This window comes from Pantoea sp. UYEF8 (assembly GCF_040546285.1).
Classification (GTDB): domain Bacteria; phylum Pseudomonadota; class Gammaproteobacteria; order Enterobacterales; family Enterobacteriaceae; genus Pantoea; species Pantoea brenneri.
This window is the reverse complement of the sequence record NZ_JBEPNM010000002.1, coordinates 390335-408353: the sequence shown is the minus strand read 5'-3', so window position 1 is coordinate 408353 and position 18019 is coordinate 390335. Positions and strand designations below refer to the sequence as shown.

General features: G+C 58.4%; 13 protein-coding genes. 7 read left to right on the top strand and 6 right to left on the bottom strand.

Annotation, left to right across the window (positions count from 1 at the left end):
• Window positions 1-52 precede the first annotated feature (52 nt).
• A complete protein-coding gene (locus ABIB18_RS05390; protein WP_046288340.1) occupies window positions 53-1750 on the bottom strand; it encodes a ribulokinase in 1698 nt (565 codons plus the stop codon).
• Window positions 1751-2115: 365 nt separating this feature from the next.
• On the opposite strand from ABIB18_RS05390, the gene ABIB18_RS05385 reads away from it, so the two are divergent.
• The 5 genes from ABIB18_RS05385 (at window position 2116) to ABIB18_RS05365 (ending at window position 8017) form a co-directional block, all read left to right on the top strand.
• A complete protein-coding gene (locus tag ABIB18_RS05385) occupies window positions 2116-3099 on the top strand; it encodes an arabinose ABC transporter substrate-binding protein (protein WP_031377611.1) in 984 nt (327 codons plus the stop codon).
• Window positions 3100-3229: 130 nt separating this feature from the next.
• A complete protein-coding gene (araG, locus tag ABIB18_RS05380; protein ID WP_031377612.1) occupies window positions 3230-4750 on the top strand; it encodes an L-arabinose ABC transporter ATP-binding protein AraG in 1521 nt (506 codons plus the stop codon).
• A gap of 12 nt (window positions 4751-4762) precedes the next feature.
• Window positions 4763-5749 (top strand): L-arabinose ABC transporter permease AraH, encoded by a 987-nt coding sequence (gene araH, locus ABIB18_RS05375; RefSeq protein ID WP_031377613.1) that lies wholly within the window; start codon window positions 4763-4765, stop codon window positions 5747-5749.
• Window positions 5750-5826: 77 nt separating this feature from the next.
• Window positions 5827-6744, top strand: a complete 918-nt coding sequence (gene araC, locus ABIB18_RS05370; RefSeq protein ID WP_046288339.1) for an arabinose operon transcriptional regulator AraC — start codon at window positions 5827-5829, stop codon at window positions 6742-6744.
• Window positions 6745-6970: 226 nt separating this feature from the next.
• Window positions 6971-8017: an oxidoreductase gene (locus ABIB18_RS05365; protein WP_031377614.1), complete on the top strand. Its 1047-nt coding sequence runs from the start codon at window positions 6971-6973 to the stop codon at window positions 8015-8017.
• Window positions 8018-8391: 374 nt separating this feature from the next.
• Here the strand turns inward: ABIB18_RS05365 and add are convergent, their stop codons facing one another.
• The 3 genes from add to malX all read right to left on the bottom strand — a co-directional run bounded on the left by add (window position 8392) and on the right by malX (window position 12309).
• The gene (add, locus tag ABIB18_RS05360) at window positions 8392-9387 is read right to left on the bottom strand and encodes an adenosine deaminase (RefSeq protein ID WP_031377615.1); all 996 of its coding nucleotides are present in this window, start codon (window positions 9385-9387) and stop codon (window positions 8392-8394) included.
• Window positions 9388-9530: 143 nt separating this feature from the next.
• Window positions 9531-10703 (bottom strand): MalY/PatB family protein, encoded by a 1173-nt coding sequence (locus ABIB18_RS05355; RefSeq protein ID WP_354473775.1) that lies wholly within the window; start codon window positions 10701-10703, stop codon window positions 9531-9533.
• A 16-nt stretch (window positions 10704-10719) separates the two neighbouring features.
• Window positions 10720-12309: a maltose/glucose-specific PTS transporter subunit IIBC gene (gene malX / locus ABIB18_RS05350; RefSeq protein WP_031377616.1), complete on the bottom strand. Its 1590-nt coding sequence runs from the start codon at window positions 12307-12309 to the stop codon at window positions 10720-10722.
• Between the two features lie 175 nt (window positions 12310-12484).
• Here malX and malI point away from each other — a divergent pair, with 175 nt between their 5' ends.
• Complete coding sequence (malI, locus tag ABIB18_RS05345; protein WP_031377617.1) at window positions 12485-13510, top strand: Mal regulon transcriptional regulator MalI; 1026 nt, start codon at window positions 12485-12487, stop codon at window positions 13508-13510.
• Between the two features lie 55 nt (window positions 13511-13565).
• Here the strand turns inward: malI and ABIB18_RS05340 are convergent, their stop codons facing one another.
• Window positions 13566-15065 (bottom strand): YdgA family protein, encoded by a 1500-nt coding sequence (locus ABIB18_RS05340; protein ID WP_031377618.1) that lies wholly within the window; start codon window positions 15063-15065, stop codon window positions 13566-13568.
• A 134-nt stretch (window positions 15066-15199) separates the two neighbouring features.
• Window positions 15200-16375, bottom strand: coding sequence for a mannose-6-phosphate isomerase (manA, locus tag ABIB18_RS05335; RefSeq protein ID WP_069728262.1), 1176 nt, complete (start codon window positions 16373-16375; stop codon window positions 15200-15202).
• Window positions 16376-16575: 200 nt separating this feature from the next.
• Here manA and fumC point away from each other — a divergent pair, with 200 nt between their 5' ends.
• Complete coding sequence (fumC, locus tag ABIB18_RS05330; protein WP_046288337.1) at window positions 16576-17973, top strand: class II fumarate hydratase; 1398 nt, start codon at window positions 16576-16578, stop codon at window positions 17971-17973.
• Window positions 17974-18019 lie beyond the last annotated feature (46 nt).

The window sequence follows — 18019 nt, the reverse complement described above, 5'->3', positions numbered from 1 at the left end:
CGCTCCGGTTGTTCCGCGCTGTCCGTGTCCAGACTGCCTGCAACAATTACGCCTACTGGGATAGGCTCTTAGCGGAAGCGGGGCGAGCGGCGTATTGCGGTTCAGCCGTCACGCACCATTGTTGATAGCGTTGATAGAGTTGTTGATAGCGTGCCACGCGCGCCGGATCGGGCTGCAGGGTGACGGCAATCGGACTGGCCATCACCTGCTGTGCCTCGGGCACGCTGGAGTAGACGCCAGCCGCGACGGCGGCGAAAATCGCCGCGCCCAGCGCACAGCATTCATCAGAGGCGACGATATCCAGTGGCCGGTTCATCACGTCGCAGCAGGCCTGCATAATCGCCGGCGATTTACGCGCGATGCCGCCGAGGGTCAGGATGTTTTCTACCGGGATCTGCTGCTGCTCGAAGCACTCCATAATGGCGCGCGCACCAAACGCGGTGGCGGCAACCAGCCCGCCAAACAGCGCCGGTGCGTCAGTGCCGAGGTTGAGATCGGTTATTACCCCTTTCAGGCGCTGGTTGGCATTCGGGGTGCGGCGGCCGTTGAACCAGTCGAGTACCACCGGCAGGTGGTCGAGCTGCGGATTGGCAGCCCACGCCTCGGTCAGATCTTTAATCAGCGTTTTCTGCATTTCTGCCAGTTGCGGTTTCAGCGCCGGATGACGCTCAGCGGCCAGTTGCAATGGCCAGCCCAGCAGGCGGCTGAACCAGGCATAGATATCGCCAAAAGCAGACTGTCCCGCTTCCAGCCCGACAGCACCGGGCATCACGCTGCCATCAACCTGACCGCAGATACCTTTAATTGCGCGATCGCCAACCTGGTCAGCATCGGCAATCAGGATGTCGCAGGTGGAGGTGCCAATTACTTTGACCAGGGTATACGGCTTCGCGCCGCCGCCGACTGCGCCCATGTGGCAGTCAAACGCACCGCCGGACAGGGTGACCGTCTGCGGCAGACCGAGCCGCTGCGCCCATTCCGGGCTGAGGGTGCCGACCGGCAGGTCAGCGGTCCAGGTGTCGCTGAACAGCGGCGAATCGAGCTGCTGAGTGAGCAGCGGGTCCAGCGCATTGAGGAAGTCCGCTTCGGGCAGGCCGTTCCAGTCGCCGTGCCACAGCGCTTTATGTCCGGCGGCGCAACGGCCACGCCGCAGCCGGTCGGGTGCCGTGGTGCCGCTCAGTAACGCCGGTACCCAGTCGCACAGTTCGACCCACGAGACTGCCGCGTCACGCACCGCCGCGTCTTCGCGTGATACGTGCAGAATCTTGGCCCAGAACCATTCTGAGGAGTAAATGCCGCCGATATAGCGGCTGTAATCCTGAAAGCGGCCGCTGTGGCACAGCTGATTGATCTCTTCCGCTTCTTCAATTGCAGTGTGATCTTTCCATAACACAAACATGGCGTTGGGGTTGTCGGCAAATTCGGGGCGCAGCGCCAGCACGTTACCGTCGCGATCGATGGGGGCCGGGGTCGAGCCGGTTGTGTCGACGCCAATGCCGACTACGGCGGCGCGCTGCGTTTCGCTGAGCGCATTCAGAACGCCGAGCATCGCCTGTTCCATCGCATCGATGTAATCCTGTGGATGGTGACGAAAACGGTTGGTGTGTGGATCGCTGTATAAGCCCTGTTGCCAGCGCGGGTAGCTGACCACCGCACTCTGCAGCTCTTTGCCGCTGTGACAATCAACGGCCAGCGCACGCACCGAATCACTACCAAAGTCCAGCCCAAGGGTGATGGCTCCAGCACGCATCGGAATCTCCTGTAGTTAATGAACTCCTACATCCTGTGACCGGCGCGCCAGAACGGTTAGTCATGGCTGGCTGACAATATGCACTTTTCTGTCATCGACAGTGATTTTGTGATCCATTGCAAAAGTTAACCTCCGGTTAAATTTGCTGAATATATGGACCATTCTGCCGTGATTTTAAGATGTGATACCGCTCTACATTTTTCTTCGCTAATCCCGCTAAAACTAGCCCAGCGTCTGAACAGGCTTTCAGCACATAGCACTCTAACGCACTGATTTATGGCTGTACCTACAAATGAGAAAACACTGGTAGCGTTTACACCGATTCGTTATTAGCAGTGAAAAACAACCTGGCACCGGAGAGCATCATGCATAAATTCACTAAAGCGTTCGCGGCCATCGGCCTGGCAGCGGTTATGTCACAATCCGCTATCGCCGAGACCATGAAGCTCGGTTTCTTAGTCAAGCAACCGGAGGAACCCTGGTTCCAGACCGAGTGGAAGTTCGCCGATAAAGCCGGCAAGGATTTGGGCTTTGACGTGATTAAGATTGCCGTTCCCGATGGTGAGAAAACCCTCAACGCCATCGACAGCCTGGCCGCTAACGGCGCCAAAGGCTTCGTCATCTGTACGCCCGATCCAAAGCTTGGCTCAGCGATCATGGCCAAAGCACGTGGCTATGGTCTGAAGGTGATTGCGGTGGACGATCAGTTCGTGACCGCCAAAGGCAAGCCGATGGATACCGTTCCGCTGGTGATGATGGCGGCCACCAAAATTGGTGAGCGTCAGGGTCAGGAACTCTACAAAGAGATGCAGAAACGCGGCTGGGATGCGAAAACCACCGGCGTAATGGCCATTACAGCGAATGAGCTGGACACCGCGCGTCGTCGCACCGGCGGCTCGATGGACGCGATCAAAGCAGCCGGCTTCCCGGCCGCGCAGATTTATCAGGTGCCGACCAAATCAAATGATATTCCGGGCGCGTTTGATGCCGGTAACTCACTGCTGGTCCAGCACCCTGAAATTAAACACTGGCTGATTGTCGGCATGAACGACAACACCGTGCTGGGCGGCGTGCGTGCCACAGAAGGACAGGGCTTTAAAGCGGCTGACGTCATCGGTATCGGCATCAACGGCGTCGATGCGATCAGCGAATTGTCGAAAGATAAAGCCACCGGCTTCTACGGTTCTCTGCTGCCGAGCCCGGATGTTCACGGCTATAAAAGCAGCCAGATGCTCTACAACTGGGTCAGCAAAGGCGAAGAGCCACCAAAATTCACCGAAGTCACCGACGTGGTGTTAATCACCCGCGACAACTTCAAAACCGAACTGGCGAAGAAAGGGCTGATGTAAAGCCTGCTCCTGCCGGTGTCTGAACACAACGGCGTCACGATATAGTCAGCCCGTGTATTTCGCGCCGCCACACTGCCGCCGGGCATTAACACCCGGTGCGGGTAAGCGGCGCGAAATAGTGAGGATAAACATGAACACTGATTCAGCATTTCTGTCGTTTCATGGCATCAGTAAAACCTTTCCTGGCGTGAAAGCGCTGCAGGATATCTCTTTCGACTGCCGCAGCGGTGAAGTCCACGCCTTAATGGGCGAGAACGGCGCAGGCAAATCGACGCTGCTGAAAATTCTCAGCGGCAGCTACCAGCCGAGCGGCGGCGAGATTCGGATCAAAGGCCAGCCGGTAAACTTCCAGCACACCACCGATGCGCTGGATGCCGGGGTGGCGATTATTTACCAGGAACTGCACCTGGTGCCGGAAATGAGCGTGGCGGAGAACATCTATCTCGGCCAGATTCCGCACAAGCATGGCCTGGTCAATCGTAAGCTGATGCGCTACGAGGCCGGTCTGCAACTGAAAAATCTCGGCATGGATATCGACCCGGATATGCCGCTGAAGTACCTGTCGCTCGGTCAGTGGCAGATGGTGGAGATTGCCAAAGCGCTGGCGCGTAACGCGCGCATTATCGCCTTTGATGAACCGACCAGTTCGCTGTCGGCGCGTGAAATCGACAACCTGTTCCGCGTCATCCGTCAGCTCCGTGAGGAGGGCCGGGTGGTGCTGTACGTGTCACACCGGATGGAAGAGATTTTTGCCCTCAGCGACGCTATCACGGTGTTCAAAGATGGCCGCTATGTCCGCACCTTTACCGACATGGCTAACACCCATCATGACGATCTGGTGCAGGCGATGGTGGGCCGCAACCTCGGTGATATCTACGGTTATTCGCCGCGTGAAAAAGGCGCGGTGCGCCTTGAGCTGGACCAGGTGGAAGCGAAGGGGGTACGAACGCCGATTTCGCTCAAGGTCCACGCTGGCGAGATCGTTGGGCTGTTTGGCCTGGTCGGCGCCGGACGCAGCGAACTGCTGAAAGGGCTGTTCGGCGGCACGCGCCTGCGCGGCGGCCGGGTGTTGCTGGATGGCGAACCGCTGACGCTGCGCGAACCGATCGACGCTATCCGCGCCGGCATTATGCTGTGCCCGGAAGATCGTAAAGCTGAAGGCATCATTCCGGTGCACTCGGTGCGCGATAACATCAACATCAGCGCCCGGCGTCACAACCTTACCGCGGGCTGCCTGATCAAAAACGACTGGGAAAGCCGCAACGCCGACAGCCATATCCGCTCGCTTAACATCAAAACGCCTGGGGCAGAACAGCTGATCATGAACCTCTCCGGCGGTAACCAGCAGAAGGCGATTCTCGGCCGCTGGTTATCCGAAGAGATGAAGGTGATCCTGCTGGATGAGCCGACGCGCGGCATTGATGTCGGGGCGAAACACGAAATCTATAACCTGATTTACCAGCTGGCCAACGACGGCATCGCGGTACTGTTCGCCTCCAGCGACCTGCCGGAAGTGATGGGCCTTGCCGATCGCATCGTGGTGATGCGTGAAGGGGCGATTGCCGGTGAAGTGCTGCACGACGACGCCACGGAGCAGCAAACGCTGAGCCTGGCAATGCCAAAAACCACACAAGCGGCCGCCGTGGCCTGACAGGAGAGCAACATGGCTTCATCCACGACCTCAAATACGCCGCCGCCAGCGTCACGCAGCGGCCTGCAGTTTGGTCGCATCTGGGACAATTTCGGCATGCTGGTGGTGTTTGCGCTGCTGTTTATTGCCTGTGCGGTATTTGTGCCGAACTTCGGCTCATTTATCAATATGAAAGGCCTCGGGCTGGCGATGTCGATGTCCGGCATGGTCGCCTGCGGCATGCTGTTCTGCCTGGCGTCCGGTGATTTTGACCTGTCGGTCGCCTCGGTCATCGCCTGTGCCGGCGTGGTCACGGCGGTAGTGATCAACATGACCGAAAGCCTGTGGATTGGCGTGGCAGCCGGTCTGGTGCTCGGTATGCTCACCGGCTTTATCAACGGCTTTGTCATCGCCCGGCTGAAGATCAATGCGTTGATCACCACCCTGGCGACCATGCAGATCGTGCGCGGTCTGGCCTACATCTTCTCCGACGGTAAAGCCGTTGGTATCGAAGATGAACGCTTCTTCGCGCTCGGGTTTGCCAACTGGCTGGGCGTCCCTGCGCCTATCTGGCTGACCATCGCCACCATGCTGATCTTCGGCTTTCTGCTGAACAAAACCACCTTTGGCCGTAATACGCTGGCGATTGGCGGTAATGAAGAAGCGGCACGACTGGCCGGGGTGCCGGTGGTGCGGACCCGGATCATTATCTTTATTCTGTCCGGCCTGGTCTCGGCCGCGGCGGGCATCATTCTGGCTTCACGCATGACCAGTGGTCAGCCGATGACCTCGCTGGGTTATGAGCTGGTGGTGATCTCCGCCTGCGTGCTCGGCGGCGTCTCACTGAAGGGCGGTATCGGTAAAATCTCCTATGTGGTTGCCGGGGTGCTGATTCTGGGAACCGTTGAGAATGCGATGAATTTATTGAATATCTCGCCATTCTCACAGTATGTGGTGCGCGGTCTGATACTGTTAGCAGCGGTGATATTTGACCGCTACAAACAAAAGCATAAAGCCTGATTTGGCGAGCAGTTAACCCGCGGACGCATCAGGCGTCCGCGGATGATCCGATCAATGACAGACTGAGTGAGGACGCTATGTATCACCGTGAATTACCGGCCGAGCAGCAAAATCCCTTACTGCCGGGCTATTCGTTCAATGCCTGGCTGGTGGCGGGGCTGACGCCGATTACCGCCGACGGTCCGCTGGACTTTTTTATCGATCGTCCGCACGGCATGAAGGGTTACATTCTCAATCTCACCATTAAAGGCAAAGGGCGGGTATTCGATGGCGAGCGGGCCTTTGACTGCGAGCCGGGCGAAATGCTGCTGTTTCAGCCTAAAACCGCCCACTACTATGGCCGCGCGCCTGACAGCCCACAGTGGTTTCATCGCTGGGTCTATTTCCGGCCGCGCGCCTACTGGCACGACTGGCTGCGCTGGCAGGATGAGCAGGAGGGCGTCGGCCGTCTGCTGTTGCCGGAATCGCTGCGCGGCGAATTTGACCGGCTGTTTGCCAGTATCGAACAGACCCATAACTCCGGCCGCCGCTTTGCGGAAGAGCTGGCGATGAACCTGCTGGAGCGCTTGCTGCTGCGGGCAGTGGAAGAGGATCCGCGCAGTCATCAGCTGATCCGCGATCCGCGGGTGATTGAAGCCTGTCAGTACGTCACCAATCATCTGGCCAGCGAAGTGAAAATTGAAGAGGTGGCGCGTCATGTCTGCCTGTCACCGTCGCGGCTGGCACACCTGTTCCGCGAACAGATGGGCGTTAACCTGCTGCGCTGGCGCGAAGATCAGCGGGTGATTCGCGCTAAACTGCTGCTGCAAACCACTCAGGAACCGATTGCTACCGTCGGGCGCGAAGTCGGCTACGACGACCAGCTCTACTTTTCCCGGGTGTTCCGTAAGCGGGTCGGCGTCAGCCCGAGTGACTTCCGTCGCCGCAATCAGGACGCGCACGACAACCTGGCGGCACAAACCGCCTGGCCGATGACACAGAGTGCTATCTCTTAGTTTTTTCGGGAAATTCCTCCTTGTCCTGGCCTGGTTAATAGTCTTAAATCAATCAGGTTAGCAACTAAGAGCCTATCCCGGTAGGCTATTTTATTTGACAGTCTGTGCCTGAACAGGGCTCACAATCCTGACGAACCCGCTGTACGCTCCGGTTACTCCGCGCTGTCCGGGTCCAGACTATCTGCAATAATTACGCCTAGCGGGATAGGCTCTAAGAGGGATTAAAATGAGCGATAAACTGCGTGTTGGCCTGATCGGTTACGGTTTTGCCAGCAAAACGTTTCACGCCCCGCTGATTGCGGGCACCCCGGACGTTGAACTGGCCGCTATTTCCAGTAGCGATGCCAGCAAAGTCCACGCCGACTGGCCTGCGGTTCAGGTAGTGGCTGATCCTCAGGCACTGCTGGACGACCCGTCTCTGCAATTGATTGTTATTCCTACCCCCAACGATACCCACTTTCCGCTGGCGAAAGCGGCGCTGAACGCCGGTAAACATGTGGTGGTCGATAAGCCGTTCACCGTGACGTTGTCACAGGCGCGCGAGCTGGATGCCTTAGCCAAAGCGAAAGGGCTGCTGTTATCGGTGTTCCATAACCGTCGCTGGGACAGTGATTTCCTGACGCTGAAATCGCTGATCGACGCCGGTACGCTGGGAGAAGTCCGCTACTTCGAGTCGCATTTCGACCGCTTCCGGCTGGAAGTGCGTCAGCGCTGGCGTGAAATGAAAGGCGCCGGCAGCGGTATCTGGTATGACCTGGGACCGCATCTGCTGGATCAGGCCCTGCAGCTGTTTGGCCCGCCGGTGGCGATTAACGTCGATCTGGCCGAGATGCGGCCTGGCGCGCAAACCACCGACTACTTCCACGCGACCCTGACCTATCCACAGCGCCGCGTGGTGCTGCACGCCAGCATGCTGGTGGCCGCCGAGTCGCCGCGTTACACCGTGCACGGCACCCGCGGCAGCTACGTTAAATATGGTCTCGATCCGCAGGAAGATCGCCTGAAGTCCGGTGATTTCCCGCCGCAGGAAGACTGGGGTTACGACATGCGTGACGGCACCCTGACGCTGGTCGACGGCGATTCACTGACCGAAACCAGCCAGCTGACGCAGCCAGGTAACTATCCGGCTTACTATGCGGGCATTCGTGATGCGATTGCCGGTCGCGGCAGTAACCCGGTGACGGCAGAAGAGGCGATTCAGGTGATGGAGCTGATTGAGCTCGGACTACAATCGGCAGAGAAACGCCAGACGCTGTCGCTGAAGCGCGTCTGATCGGTGAGAGCAATATTGGCTGCTTAATATTGCTGTAAGAGAGCTGACAAGTTCAAAAACGGGTAAGTCCGGCAGCAATAAATTTGCTCAACGCTCAGGGAACAGGGGTCAGAAGAGGAAAGCGTCCCACGCCATGGACAACAACACCGGGAGCGTTTTTGAACAATGCAAAGCGTTGGCCCGCTACGGGCGCACCTCAGGGTTGAGGTGCGTAATGGCGTGGGCCGAGCGTGCCAGGGATGGCGGCTTTTGCGCCTTTCCGATCTGACCCTGTTCCCTGCGCAGGCTCGGTCTTAAAGCCACTTGTCCTTTCGCGCGTCACCAAAAAAACGGGCCGGATAACCGGCCCGTTTTTTTGGCTCTCAGGCTACGCCTTACTGCACGCGGGCGCGGACCGCGGCTTTCTCGGCGTCGCTGAGAAACGCGATGGTCAGACCATTTTGCTGCGCCTGACGGATTTGCGCCGGGCTCAGGCCGGCTGCCGGTGCGGCATGGTGATACTCATGCGCCAGTTCAATGCCCTGAACCGCCGGGTCATCAGTATTCAGTGTTGCCAGAATGCCGTGCTCAAGGAAGGCCTTCAGCGGATGCTGCGCCAGTGACGCCACGGTGCTGGTCTGAATGTTGGAGGTCAGGCAGGATTCAATCCCGATGTGGTGCTCTGCGAGGAAATCCATCAGCGCCCGATCTTCAATCGCCTTGACGCCGTGGCCGATACGCTCGGCACCCAGCTCACGAATCGCCTGCCAGATGCTCTCCGGCCCGGCGGCTTCACCGGCATGCACCGTCACCCGGAAACCGGCATCGCGTGCCTGGGTAAAGTGGCTGAGGAACTCGCTGCCGGGGAAGCCCAGCTCATCGCCGGCCAGATCGACGGCGGTGATGTGATCGCGATGCGCCAGCAGGCCATCCAGCTCGGCCAGGCAGGCCTCTTCACCGAAGGTCCGGCTCATGATGCCAATCAGGCGCACGTCGATATTGTGCTGCTGGCAACCGGCTCTGACGCCATCAATCACCGCTTCGACCACGCCGGCAATCGGCAGATGATGGGTCATCGCCATATAGCCAGGTGAGAAGCGCAGTTCCGCATAGTGAATGCCAGCGCGGGCCGCATCTTCAACGTTTTCCAGCGCAATACGGCGGCAGGCATCGAGGTCGCCCAGCACCTTCACGCCCCAGTCGAGTTTTTGCAGGAAGCTCACCAGGTCAGGCTCATTGTCGCCGACCTGCACATGCGGACGCAGGGCCTCCAGCGTGGTGGCGGGCAGGGCAAGATTAAACTGGCGACCTAAATCAAGAATGGTTTGTGCACGGATGTTGCCGTCGAGATGGCGATGAATATCGGTAAGAGGAATGGTGGTATCGATCATGGTGCACTCGCTCAGTGGTGACTAAAGTGCATAACATTATAAAAATATCTTGCGCAACAGCGCCAGCTATTTGCGCAACAACCGGCCCGGATGCTGTTTAATTACCCATAACCGGCCGGTGATCGCCGACAAATAGCCTGGCTTCAGGCGGACGAGGCGTGAATCGCGGCAATCAGCCGGCTGACGCCATCTTCGACCTTACTGCGCGGACAGCCTACGTTGAGGCGCAGGAAACCCTGGCCAGCACTGCCGTAGGTTGAGCCGGGCATGATCGCCACGCGTTGCTGGATCAGCGCCTGCTGCAGCGTCTGTTCGGCGATGCCGAGCGGATTAAGATCGATCCAGGCGAGATAGGTCGCCTGAGGCGGCTGCCAGTTAAGCGACGGAAAGGCGGCGTTAAGGCGGTCGGCCACCAGGGTCAGGTTACCTCTCAGATAGTCACGCAGCGCGTCAAGCCACGGCGCACCGTGCCGGTAAGCGGCAATGTGTGCGGCAACCGCGAGCACCGCCGGTGAGGAGAGTCCGTCGGCGTTTTTAAGCGCCTGAAACCAGGCCGCCCGATCGTCTGGCTGCGGAATAATGCCCCAGGCGCCGGTCAGCCCCGGCAGGTTGAAGCTTTTCGATGCTGAGGTAAACAGCGCCCAGTCGCCACGCGCCACGCGGGCCCACGGCGTATGTGGCCGATCGCCGACCATCATATCCATATGGATCTCATCACTGATCACCCGAACATGGTGACGCTCGCAGAGTTCAGCCATCTGCTGCAGTTCGGCTGCCGTCCAGACTTTACCAGTGGGATTGTGCGGGCTGCACAGCAGCAGGATTTTGCAGCGCGGGCGCGCCAGCTTCGCCGCCAGCGCCGTCATATCACAGTGCCACTCCAGGCCCACCCGCTGCAACGGCATTTCCAGCACCTGCCGCTGGTTGCCGTACACGGTTTTGTAAAACGCATCGTAGGCCGGCGTGTGGATCAGCACTTCATCGCCCACCTCGCTCCAGTGCCGGATCATCTGCGCCACCATGTAGATCACCGACGGCCCATATACCAGCGTATCGGGCGACGGCTGATAGCCGAACCGGCTGTTCATCCAGTGGCAGCAGGCCGACAGAAACGCATCATGCTGCCAGCGGCTGTAGCCGAATACGCCGTGATCGAGGCGCTGACGCAGCGCTTCAAGCACTACCGGCGCGGTTTTGAAATCCATATCGGAGATAGTGAACGGCAGCAGATCGGGCACGCCAAAGCGATCGGCCACAAAATCCCACTGGGTAGACCAGCTGCCACGGCGATCGATAACCTCATCAAAATTAAACATTGCGGCTCCCGGTACGTTAAGCGGTGACGTTCATCAGCGTCGACAGTTCGTCTTTCACCGACTGCACCTGTGGCCCGATCACCACCTGCAGGCTGCTCTTATTAAGGTGCACCACGCCAATCGCGCCGTTGGCTTTCAGCGCCGCATCGTTGACCTTGCTCATATCGGCGATGGTCAGACGCAGACGCGTCAGGCAGTTATCCAGTGAGGTGATATTTTCCACCCCGCCCAGCGCCGCCAGAATGGCCGGTGAGTTGTAGCCCGACTTGCCTTTACCGGCATTGCTGACCTGTTGTGCCAGTGCGCTGGCACTTTCGACTTCACGGCCCGGCGTTTTGATATTGAAGTGCAGGATGGCGAAACGAAAGATCAGGTAGTAACCGGCAAACCAGATCGCAGCCACCACCGGTACCCAATACCATTTGGTCGACAGGCCGTGCAGCACGCCAAACACCACGAAGTCGATAACGTTACCGTCGGTGTTGCCGATGGTCACGCCCAGTATCGCCATCAGGCTAAAGCCGACGCCGGTTAACAGCGCATGGATCAGATAGAGGAACGGCGCGACGAATAAAAACAGGAACTCAATCGGTTCGGTGGTGCCGCCAACCACACAGGCCACCACGCCGGAAATCAGTAATCCTTTAATTTTATGGCGGTTTTCCGGGCGGGCGCAGTGATAGATAGCCAGCGCAGCGCCAGGCAGGCCACCCAGGAAGGCCGGCATTTTGCCCTGCGACAGGAAGCGGGTGGCGCTTTCGGCAAAACCATGAGTCTCCGGACAGGCCAGCTGTGCCTGGAAGATGGTCAGGGCGCCGCTGACGCTTTTGCCGCACACCTCAAGCGTGCCGCCGGCATCGGTAAAGCGCATGATCGCCACCAGAATATGCTGCAGGCCAAACGGCAGCAGTAAACGCTCACCGGTGCCAAAGATCATCGGACCGAAATCGCCCGCGCTGTTGATCATCCAGCCGAGTCCGGTAATGCCGCGAGCAAAGAAAGGCCAGATCAACGGGACCACCAGTCCCAGCACGCCGATCACCAGCGTGGTAATGATCGGCACAAAGCGGGTACCACCAAAGAAAGCCAGTGCATCGGGCAGCCGGATGTTATGAAAGCGCTCATGCAGCCAGAACACCACAATGCCGACAATCACCGCACCCAGAATGCCGGTATCAATCGACGGGATACCGAGTATCGACTGGACGTTGTTGGCTTTCAGCACTGCGGCATCGGTGGTAGGCAGAATGCCATTGATATTGAGCCAGAAGTTGATGCTGAGGTTGAGCACTGCATAGCCAACAAAGCCGGCAAATGCCGCCACGCCTTTGTTTTCACGCGCCATGCCGAGCGGGATCGCCACGGCAAACATCACCGGTAAATAACTAAAGGCGAAGGAGCCGAGTTTCGCCATCCACAAAAACAGATACTGCAGCCACGGCTGATCCAGCATCGGTAACAGCGTCAGGACATCATGGCTGCTCAGCGAACTGCCGATACCCAGCATGATGCCGCAGAATGAGAGCAGGGCAACCGGCAGCATAAAGGTTTTCCCCAGGCTCTGGAAAAACTCCCAGACAGACATTTTTTGTTGAGGTGCGGGCATGATGACTCCGGCGGCAGTTAGTCACAGTGATAAAGTAAGCAGATGATAAAACGTTTTATCAGAGTGATGTGCGCGCTGAATCACACTCTTCCGGCCAGGGCTGATATTATTTTTCGGCTTTAAGGTGTAACGTTTTATCCTCTCTTCCGGCGTTTTTATTCGGGCAAGTAACGGCATGAGCAGAATTACCATCCATGATGTGGCCGCCGCTGCAGGCGTTTCGGTCACCACCGTCTCTCTGGTGCTCTCCGGCAAAGGGCGGATTTCTGCTGAAACCATGGCGCGGGTTAACCAGACCATTGAGCAACTGGGCTTTGTGCGCAACCGCTCGGCGACCATGCTGCGCGGCGGTGAAAGCGGAGTGATAGGACTGATCGTCCGCGATCTCAGCCAGCCGTTTTACGCGGAAATGACCGCCGGACTCAGTGACGCGCTGGAAAAGCAGGGCAAATTGTTGTTTCTGACCCAGAGCGGCCGCCAGGGCCAGCAGCTGGAGCGCTGCTTCGAGTCGCTGGTGGCGCAGGGGGTTGATGGCGTGGTGCTGGGCGGCGGGGCGGATAAGGCCGACAAAATAGTGGCCCGCGCCCGTGAGCTGAACATTGCGCTGGTCTGCGCCGCACGTGCCAGCAGCCTGGAAGAGGTGGATGCGATCCGACCGGATAACGCCCAGGCCGCGCGTCTAGCCACCGAATATCTGATCCGCCAGGGTCATCAGCGCATCGCCTGGCTGGGCGGCCATAGCGCATCGTTAACCCGGGCAGAACGTCTTGGCGGCTATTGCGCCACGCTGCTGCAATATGGTTTGCCGTTCCGGCCCGAGTGGATTATTGAGTGCGGCAATACGCAAAAAGAAGCAGCCGAGGCGGCGGTCCAGCTGCTGCAACAGCATCCCCGGCTGACGGCGATACTGGCCTACAATGCCAGCACGGCGCTGGGCTGCTATTTTGGTCTGCTGCGCACCGGCCGGACGTTCGCCCGCGGCGCGGTCGACAGCTACTATGGGCAACAGCTGGCGCTGATGGGGTTTGGCGATGAACCGCAGGCTGAGCTGACCGATCCGCCGCTGACGGTTGTCACCAGTTCGGCGCGCGAGATTGGCCGCGTGGCGGCAGAACGCATCCTGCAACGTCTGGCGCAACCGGATGCCGCACGGCAGAATGTGATTATGCCGCCGCAGCTGATTATTCGCGGCTCAGCATAAAAAAAGGCGACGCCAGCATTAACCCTGGCGTCGCCTTGTTATCACCGCTCAGCCGTTACTGCGGCATGCCTTCGCTGGTCGGCATACCCAGCATGTAGCGTGACATAAACTGCTCCAGCGTCATCTTGTCGCCGTTCATATTCACCTGGCCGTTAGCGTACTGCAGGCTGGTGACGATGTTGTTATCCTGCTGCTGGGTCAGACGGAACATCTGTCCCATCGCCGCCAGACCTTTAACCTGCTGATCGGCCAGCTTCTGTGCATCATCTGCCTGATAACCTTCCGCCAGACCCACTTTGTGCATGGTTTCGGTCGCCATCGGCATGTTGATGATCAGTTTCGCATCCAGCGTTTTCAGCACCCGGTCAACCATGGCGTTTAGCGTTTGCGGTTCGCCGGTCACGGTAGCGGGATCGTTAAAATTCGCCGTCAGATTAAAGGTGCTTTCACCTTTATCATTCTTCCAGCTCAGCGGGGCGATGCTGATCGAAGGCGATCCTTTCAGCAGAACCGGCAGGTTGCTCATCAGGATAGCGTTGACGCCCGCCTGGTAGCGAATCGGATCGTCCGCCAGGCCTTTCTGGCTGGTGAGATCCTGCATCTGGGCGTTGTAGCGATCGGAGAAGGCTTTTACCGCTTGCGCATCGAACTGCGACAGCTTCATCTTCAGTGCCGCCTGACCAAAGTCCTGTTTCTGCAGCTGAACGCTGTCGACTTTGTAATCAATGTTGCCGCCGATCTTACCGGCACTGTTATCGAACGAAGAGGAGCCCTTCATCTTGTGCAGCGTCAGGGCATCCTGACCGTTAATGCTGGCGTTGACCTTCTCAACATCGATCGACTGATCGCCGACCCGCACGCCTTCCGGACTCAGATGGGTATTGCCGTTGAGCTTCAGGCCATTGACGGTGAACAGCACCGGCTGACCCATCTCATTTTTGCTGGTCAGCGCCAGGCTATCAACGTCACTTTCCAGCGAGACTTTATCGCCTTTATTGTCGGCGCTGACGTTAAGCGTGCCGCCATTGGTCGCCAGACGCTCGCCGGTTTGTGCATTCTGATAGTCGATCGGCAGAATACGCAGCGCGGTATCGGTCGCGCCGCTGTAGCCAATGCGGGTATCGGCATTGATCAGCGATTTATTTTGCGTCAGTTCAAACAGCTTCTTCACCGCATCGGTGTTGGCCAGTTCGCTGTGCACCGAGGCCATGCTCGGGATCAGATTGAAGTGCTTCAGCTGCGCAAACGGGAACGGGCCGTGATCGATGGTTTCGTTCAGGATCACGCTCTGACCCGGCTTCAGCAGGGCGTTATCTTCCGTCTGCGAGCTGGCCTGAATCACCAGGTTGGCTTTGCTGCTGAAGACGCCGCGCTGATAGTCCTGGTAGCTGATCTTCAGTCGGCTGTTCGGGGCGTAAGCATTCAGCTGGGTATTGGCGTTCTGCACCAGCTGGTCCATGTGTTTTTCGAGCTGCTTGCCGGTGAACCATGCCGCGCCGGTCCAGATTACGCCCAGCGCGATAATCACGCCCACGGCAACGTTGGTCTTTTTCATTGCTGATTCGTCCTTATCCTTGAGTCCGCTTACGCCGCAGGTTTGACCCGACGACTGAAGAAAAAACGCCCGCAGGCGTTTTAAAAGCTAATAGGTTGAAATAATAGCAGTTAACCGCAGGTCCGTCAGCCGCATCACCCTAACTCGTTAAATACCCGCGCCAGCCGGCCGGTTCCGGCCACCGTCACCGGGGCTTCGCTGGCGGCAACAAAACAGGATTCGCCCGGTTGCAGCGTCAGCTGCTGCTGGTCTTTTGCCACCACCGCCTGTCCTTCGATGCAGAACAACAGCGCCGCGCTCTGCTGATCCAGCGCCTGCGGTTGCGCACTCAGGGTATGGATAGCAAAGGCGAAATCGTCGACCGGAATCGGAAAAAGCAGGGTGCTGCCATGCTGCTCCGGCTGCGTCAGCAGCGCGCTGGCGGGCTTCTCGTCAAATTTGAGGTTGGCCATCAGTTCCGGGATATCGATATATTTCGGCGTTAAGCCGGCCCGCAGCACGTTATCGGAGTTCGCCATCACTTCCAGCGCCACGCCTTTCAGGTAGGCGTGCGGCGTTTCAGCATAGAGGAACATCGCTTCGCCCGGCTGCAGGGTAATCACGTTGAGCAGCAGCGGTGAAAACAGGCCGCTGTCGTCCGGGTAGTCGGCAGCGATTACGCTAATGGTCTGCCAGGGTTCGCCCTGCTGGTGACCGAGCACCGATTTCAGTACCCCAAGCGCCAGCGATTTGGCCTCGCCGTCGAGCGACAGCAGGGTAGAAAACAGGGTCGCCAGATTATCCCGATCGGGATGCTGCAGGAAATGGGCAATCTGCGGATGCGCACCGGCAACCGGCTCAAGCAGCGAAACCATTTCGGTCAGCGGGCGGAAACCGTTCATCGCCTGGAAGGGCGTCAGGGCATAGACCAGCTCGGGTTTATGGTTGGCATCTTTATAGTTGCGTTCGGCGGCACCCAGCGGAATGCCGGCGGCATTCTCACGCGCAAAACCGGCTTCAGCGGCGCTTTTGCTGGGATGTACCTGAATCGACAGCGGCTGATCGGCGCACAGCACTTTAAACAGGAAAGGCAGTTCACCGAAGCGTTGTGCCACCGCATCGCCCAGGGTGGCGGTCGGGTTGGCGTCAATCACCTCGCGCAGCGAGCGCGAACTCCCCTGGTCGTCAACGGTAGACGGACTCTTCGGGTGCGCCCCCATCCACAGCTCGGCCATCGGTAACCCTTGCGGATTCGCAATGCCATACAGTTCGGTTAAGGCTGTTTTGCTACCCCACGCGTAATTCTGCAGCGAATTGTTCATTTTTTGCATTATATAACCCTTCATCACGGGATGTTATTGGCGCTATTAAAGCAGAAAGTGCCAGGGAAAATACATATCAAGTGCAAAAGGACGCTAAGCTCTCATAATGTTAAATTATTGTATGTCATTATCTTGCCCGCCCGAATGTCGCCCACAGGACGATGCGTTGGGCGGGCATTCACTTCAAACAGAGCGAAGGAGACGTATTCATGGCAGCCAACCGCATTGAGAAAGATTCAATGGGCCCCATTGATGTACCGGCTGATAAACTGTGGGGCGCGCAAACGCAGCGCTCGCTGGAACACTTCCGCATCTCAACAGAAAAAATGCCGACCGCGCTGGTTCACGCGCTGGCGCTGACCAAACGCGCCGCTGCCGCCGTTAACCGCGACCTGGGGCTGCTGCCGGCCGAGCGCGCCGAAGCGATCATTAACGCGGCGGACGAGGTGCTGGCCGATAAGCACAGCGACGAGTTCCCGTTAGCCATCTGGCAGACCGGGTCCGGCACCCAGACCAACATGAACATGAATGAAGTGCTGGCCAACCGCGCCAGCGAGATTCTGGGCGGAGAGCGTGGCATGTCGCGCCTGGTCCATCCGAATGATGATGTTAACAAGAGTCAGAGTTCGAATGACGTCTTCCCGACCGCGATGCACGTGGCCGCGGTCATCGCCCTGCGTGAGCAGCTGATCCCGCAGATTCAGGTATTAAAAAAGACCCTGAGCGAGAAGTCAGAGGCGTTCAAAGATATCGTCAAAATTGGCCGTACTCACCTGCAGGACGCCACGCCGCTGACGCTCGGCCAGGAGATTTCCGGCTGGGTGGCGATGCTCGAACATAACCTGAAGCACATCGAGCAGAGCATTCCACACGTGGCGGAACTGGCGCTGGGCGGCACCGCCGTCGGCACCGGCCTGAACACCCATCCGGAGTATGCTGTCCGGGTGGCGAAAGCGCTGGCCGATCTGACTCAGCAACCGTTTGTCACCGCGCCGAATAAGTTTGAAGCGCTGGCAACCTGTGATGCGCTGGTTCATGCTCACGGTGCACTGAAAGGGCTGGCGGCCTCGCTGATGAAAATCGCCAACGACGTGCGCTGGCTCTCCTCCGGTCCGCGCTGCGGCATTGGTGAAATCGCCATTCCGGAAAACGAACCAGGCAGCTCGATCATGCCAGGTAAAGTCAACCCGACCCAGTGCGAAGCGATGACCATGCTCTGCTGTCAGGTGATGGGCAATGACGTGGCAATCAATATGGGCGGCGCGTCCGGCAACTTTGAGCTGAACGTGTTCCGTCCGATGGTGATCCATAACTTCCTGCAGTCGATTCGTCTGCTGGCGGACGGTATGGATAGCTTCAATCATCACTGCGCGATTGGCATTGAACCGGTTCGCGAGCGTATCGAACAGCTGCTGAATGAGTCACTGATGCTGGTGACGGCGCTGAATACCCATATCGGTTATGACAAAGCGGCCGAAATCGCCAAGAAAGCCCATAAAGAGGGGCTGACGCTGAAAGGCGCGGCGCTGAAGCTGGGCTATCTGACCGAAGAGCAGTTTGATGCCTGGGTGCGCCCGGAAGAGATGGTTGGCAGCATGAAGTCGTAAGCCGTCTGCTGTACAAAGGCCAGCGCGTGCTGGCCTTTTTTATGGC

Excerpts from the sequence above, each read along its gene's own strand:
- ABIB18_RS05365 (WP_031377614.1), top strand. The coding sequence starts at position 6,971 with ATGAGCGATAAACTGCGTGTTGGCCTGATCGGTTACGGTTTTGCCAGC.
- manA (WP_069728262.1), bottom strand. The coding sequence starts at position 16,375 with ATGCAAAAAATGAACAATTCGCTGCAGAATTACGCGTGGGGTAGCAAA.
- araH (WP_031377613.1), top strand. The coding sequence starts at position 4,763 with ATGGCTTCATCCACGACCTCAAATACGCCGCCGCCAGCGTCACGCAGC.
- ABIB18_RS05355 (WP_354473775.1), bottom strand. The coding sequence starts at position 10,703 with ATGTTTAATTTTGATGAGGTTATCGATCGCCGTGGCAGCTGGTCTACC.
- ABIB18_RS05390 (WP_046288340.1), bottom strand. The coding sequence starts at position 1,750 with ATGCGTGCTGGAGCCATCACCCTTGGGCTGGACTTTGGTAGTGATTCG.
- araC (WP_046288339.1), top strand. The coding sequence starts at position 5,827 with ATGTATCACCGTGAATTACCGGCCGAGCAGCAAAATCCCTTACTGCCG.
- malI (WP_031377617.1), top strand. The coding sequence starts at position 12,485 with ATGAGCAGAATTACCATCCATGATGTGGCCGCCGCTGCAGGCGTTTCG.
- ABIB18_RS05385 (WP_031377611.1), top strand. The coding sequence starts at position 2,116 with ATGCATAAATTCACTAAAGCGTTCGCGGCCATCGGCCTGGCAGCGGTT.
- fumC (WP_046288337.1), top strand. The coding sequence starts at position 16,576 with ATGGCAGCCAACCGCATTGAGAAAGATTCAATGGGCCCCATTGATGTA.
- araG (WP_031377612.1), top strand. The coding sequence starts at position 3,230 with ATGAACACTGATTCAGCATTTCTGTCGTTTCATGGCATCAGTAAAACC.
- add (WP_031377615.1), bottom strand. The coding sequence starts at position 9,387 with ATGATCGATACCACCATTCCTCTTACCGATATTCATCGCCATCTCGAC.
- ABIB18_RS05340 (WP_031377618.1), bottom strand. The coding sequence starts at position 15,065 with ATGAAAAAGACCAACGTTGCCGTGGGCGTGATTATCGCGCTGGGCGTA.
- malX (WP_031377616.1), bottom strand. The coding sequence starts at position 12,309 with ATGCCCGCACCTCAACAAAAAATGTCTGTCTGGGAGTTTTTCCAGAGC.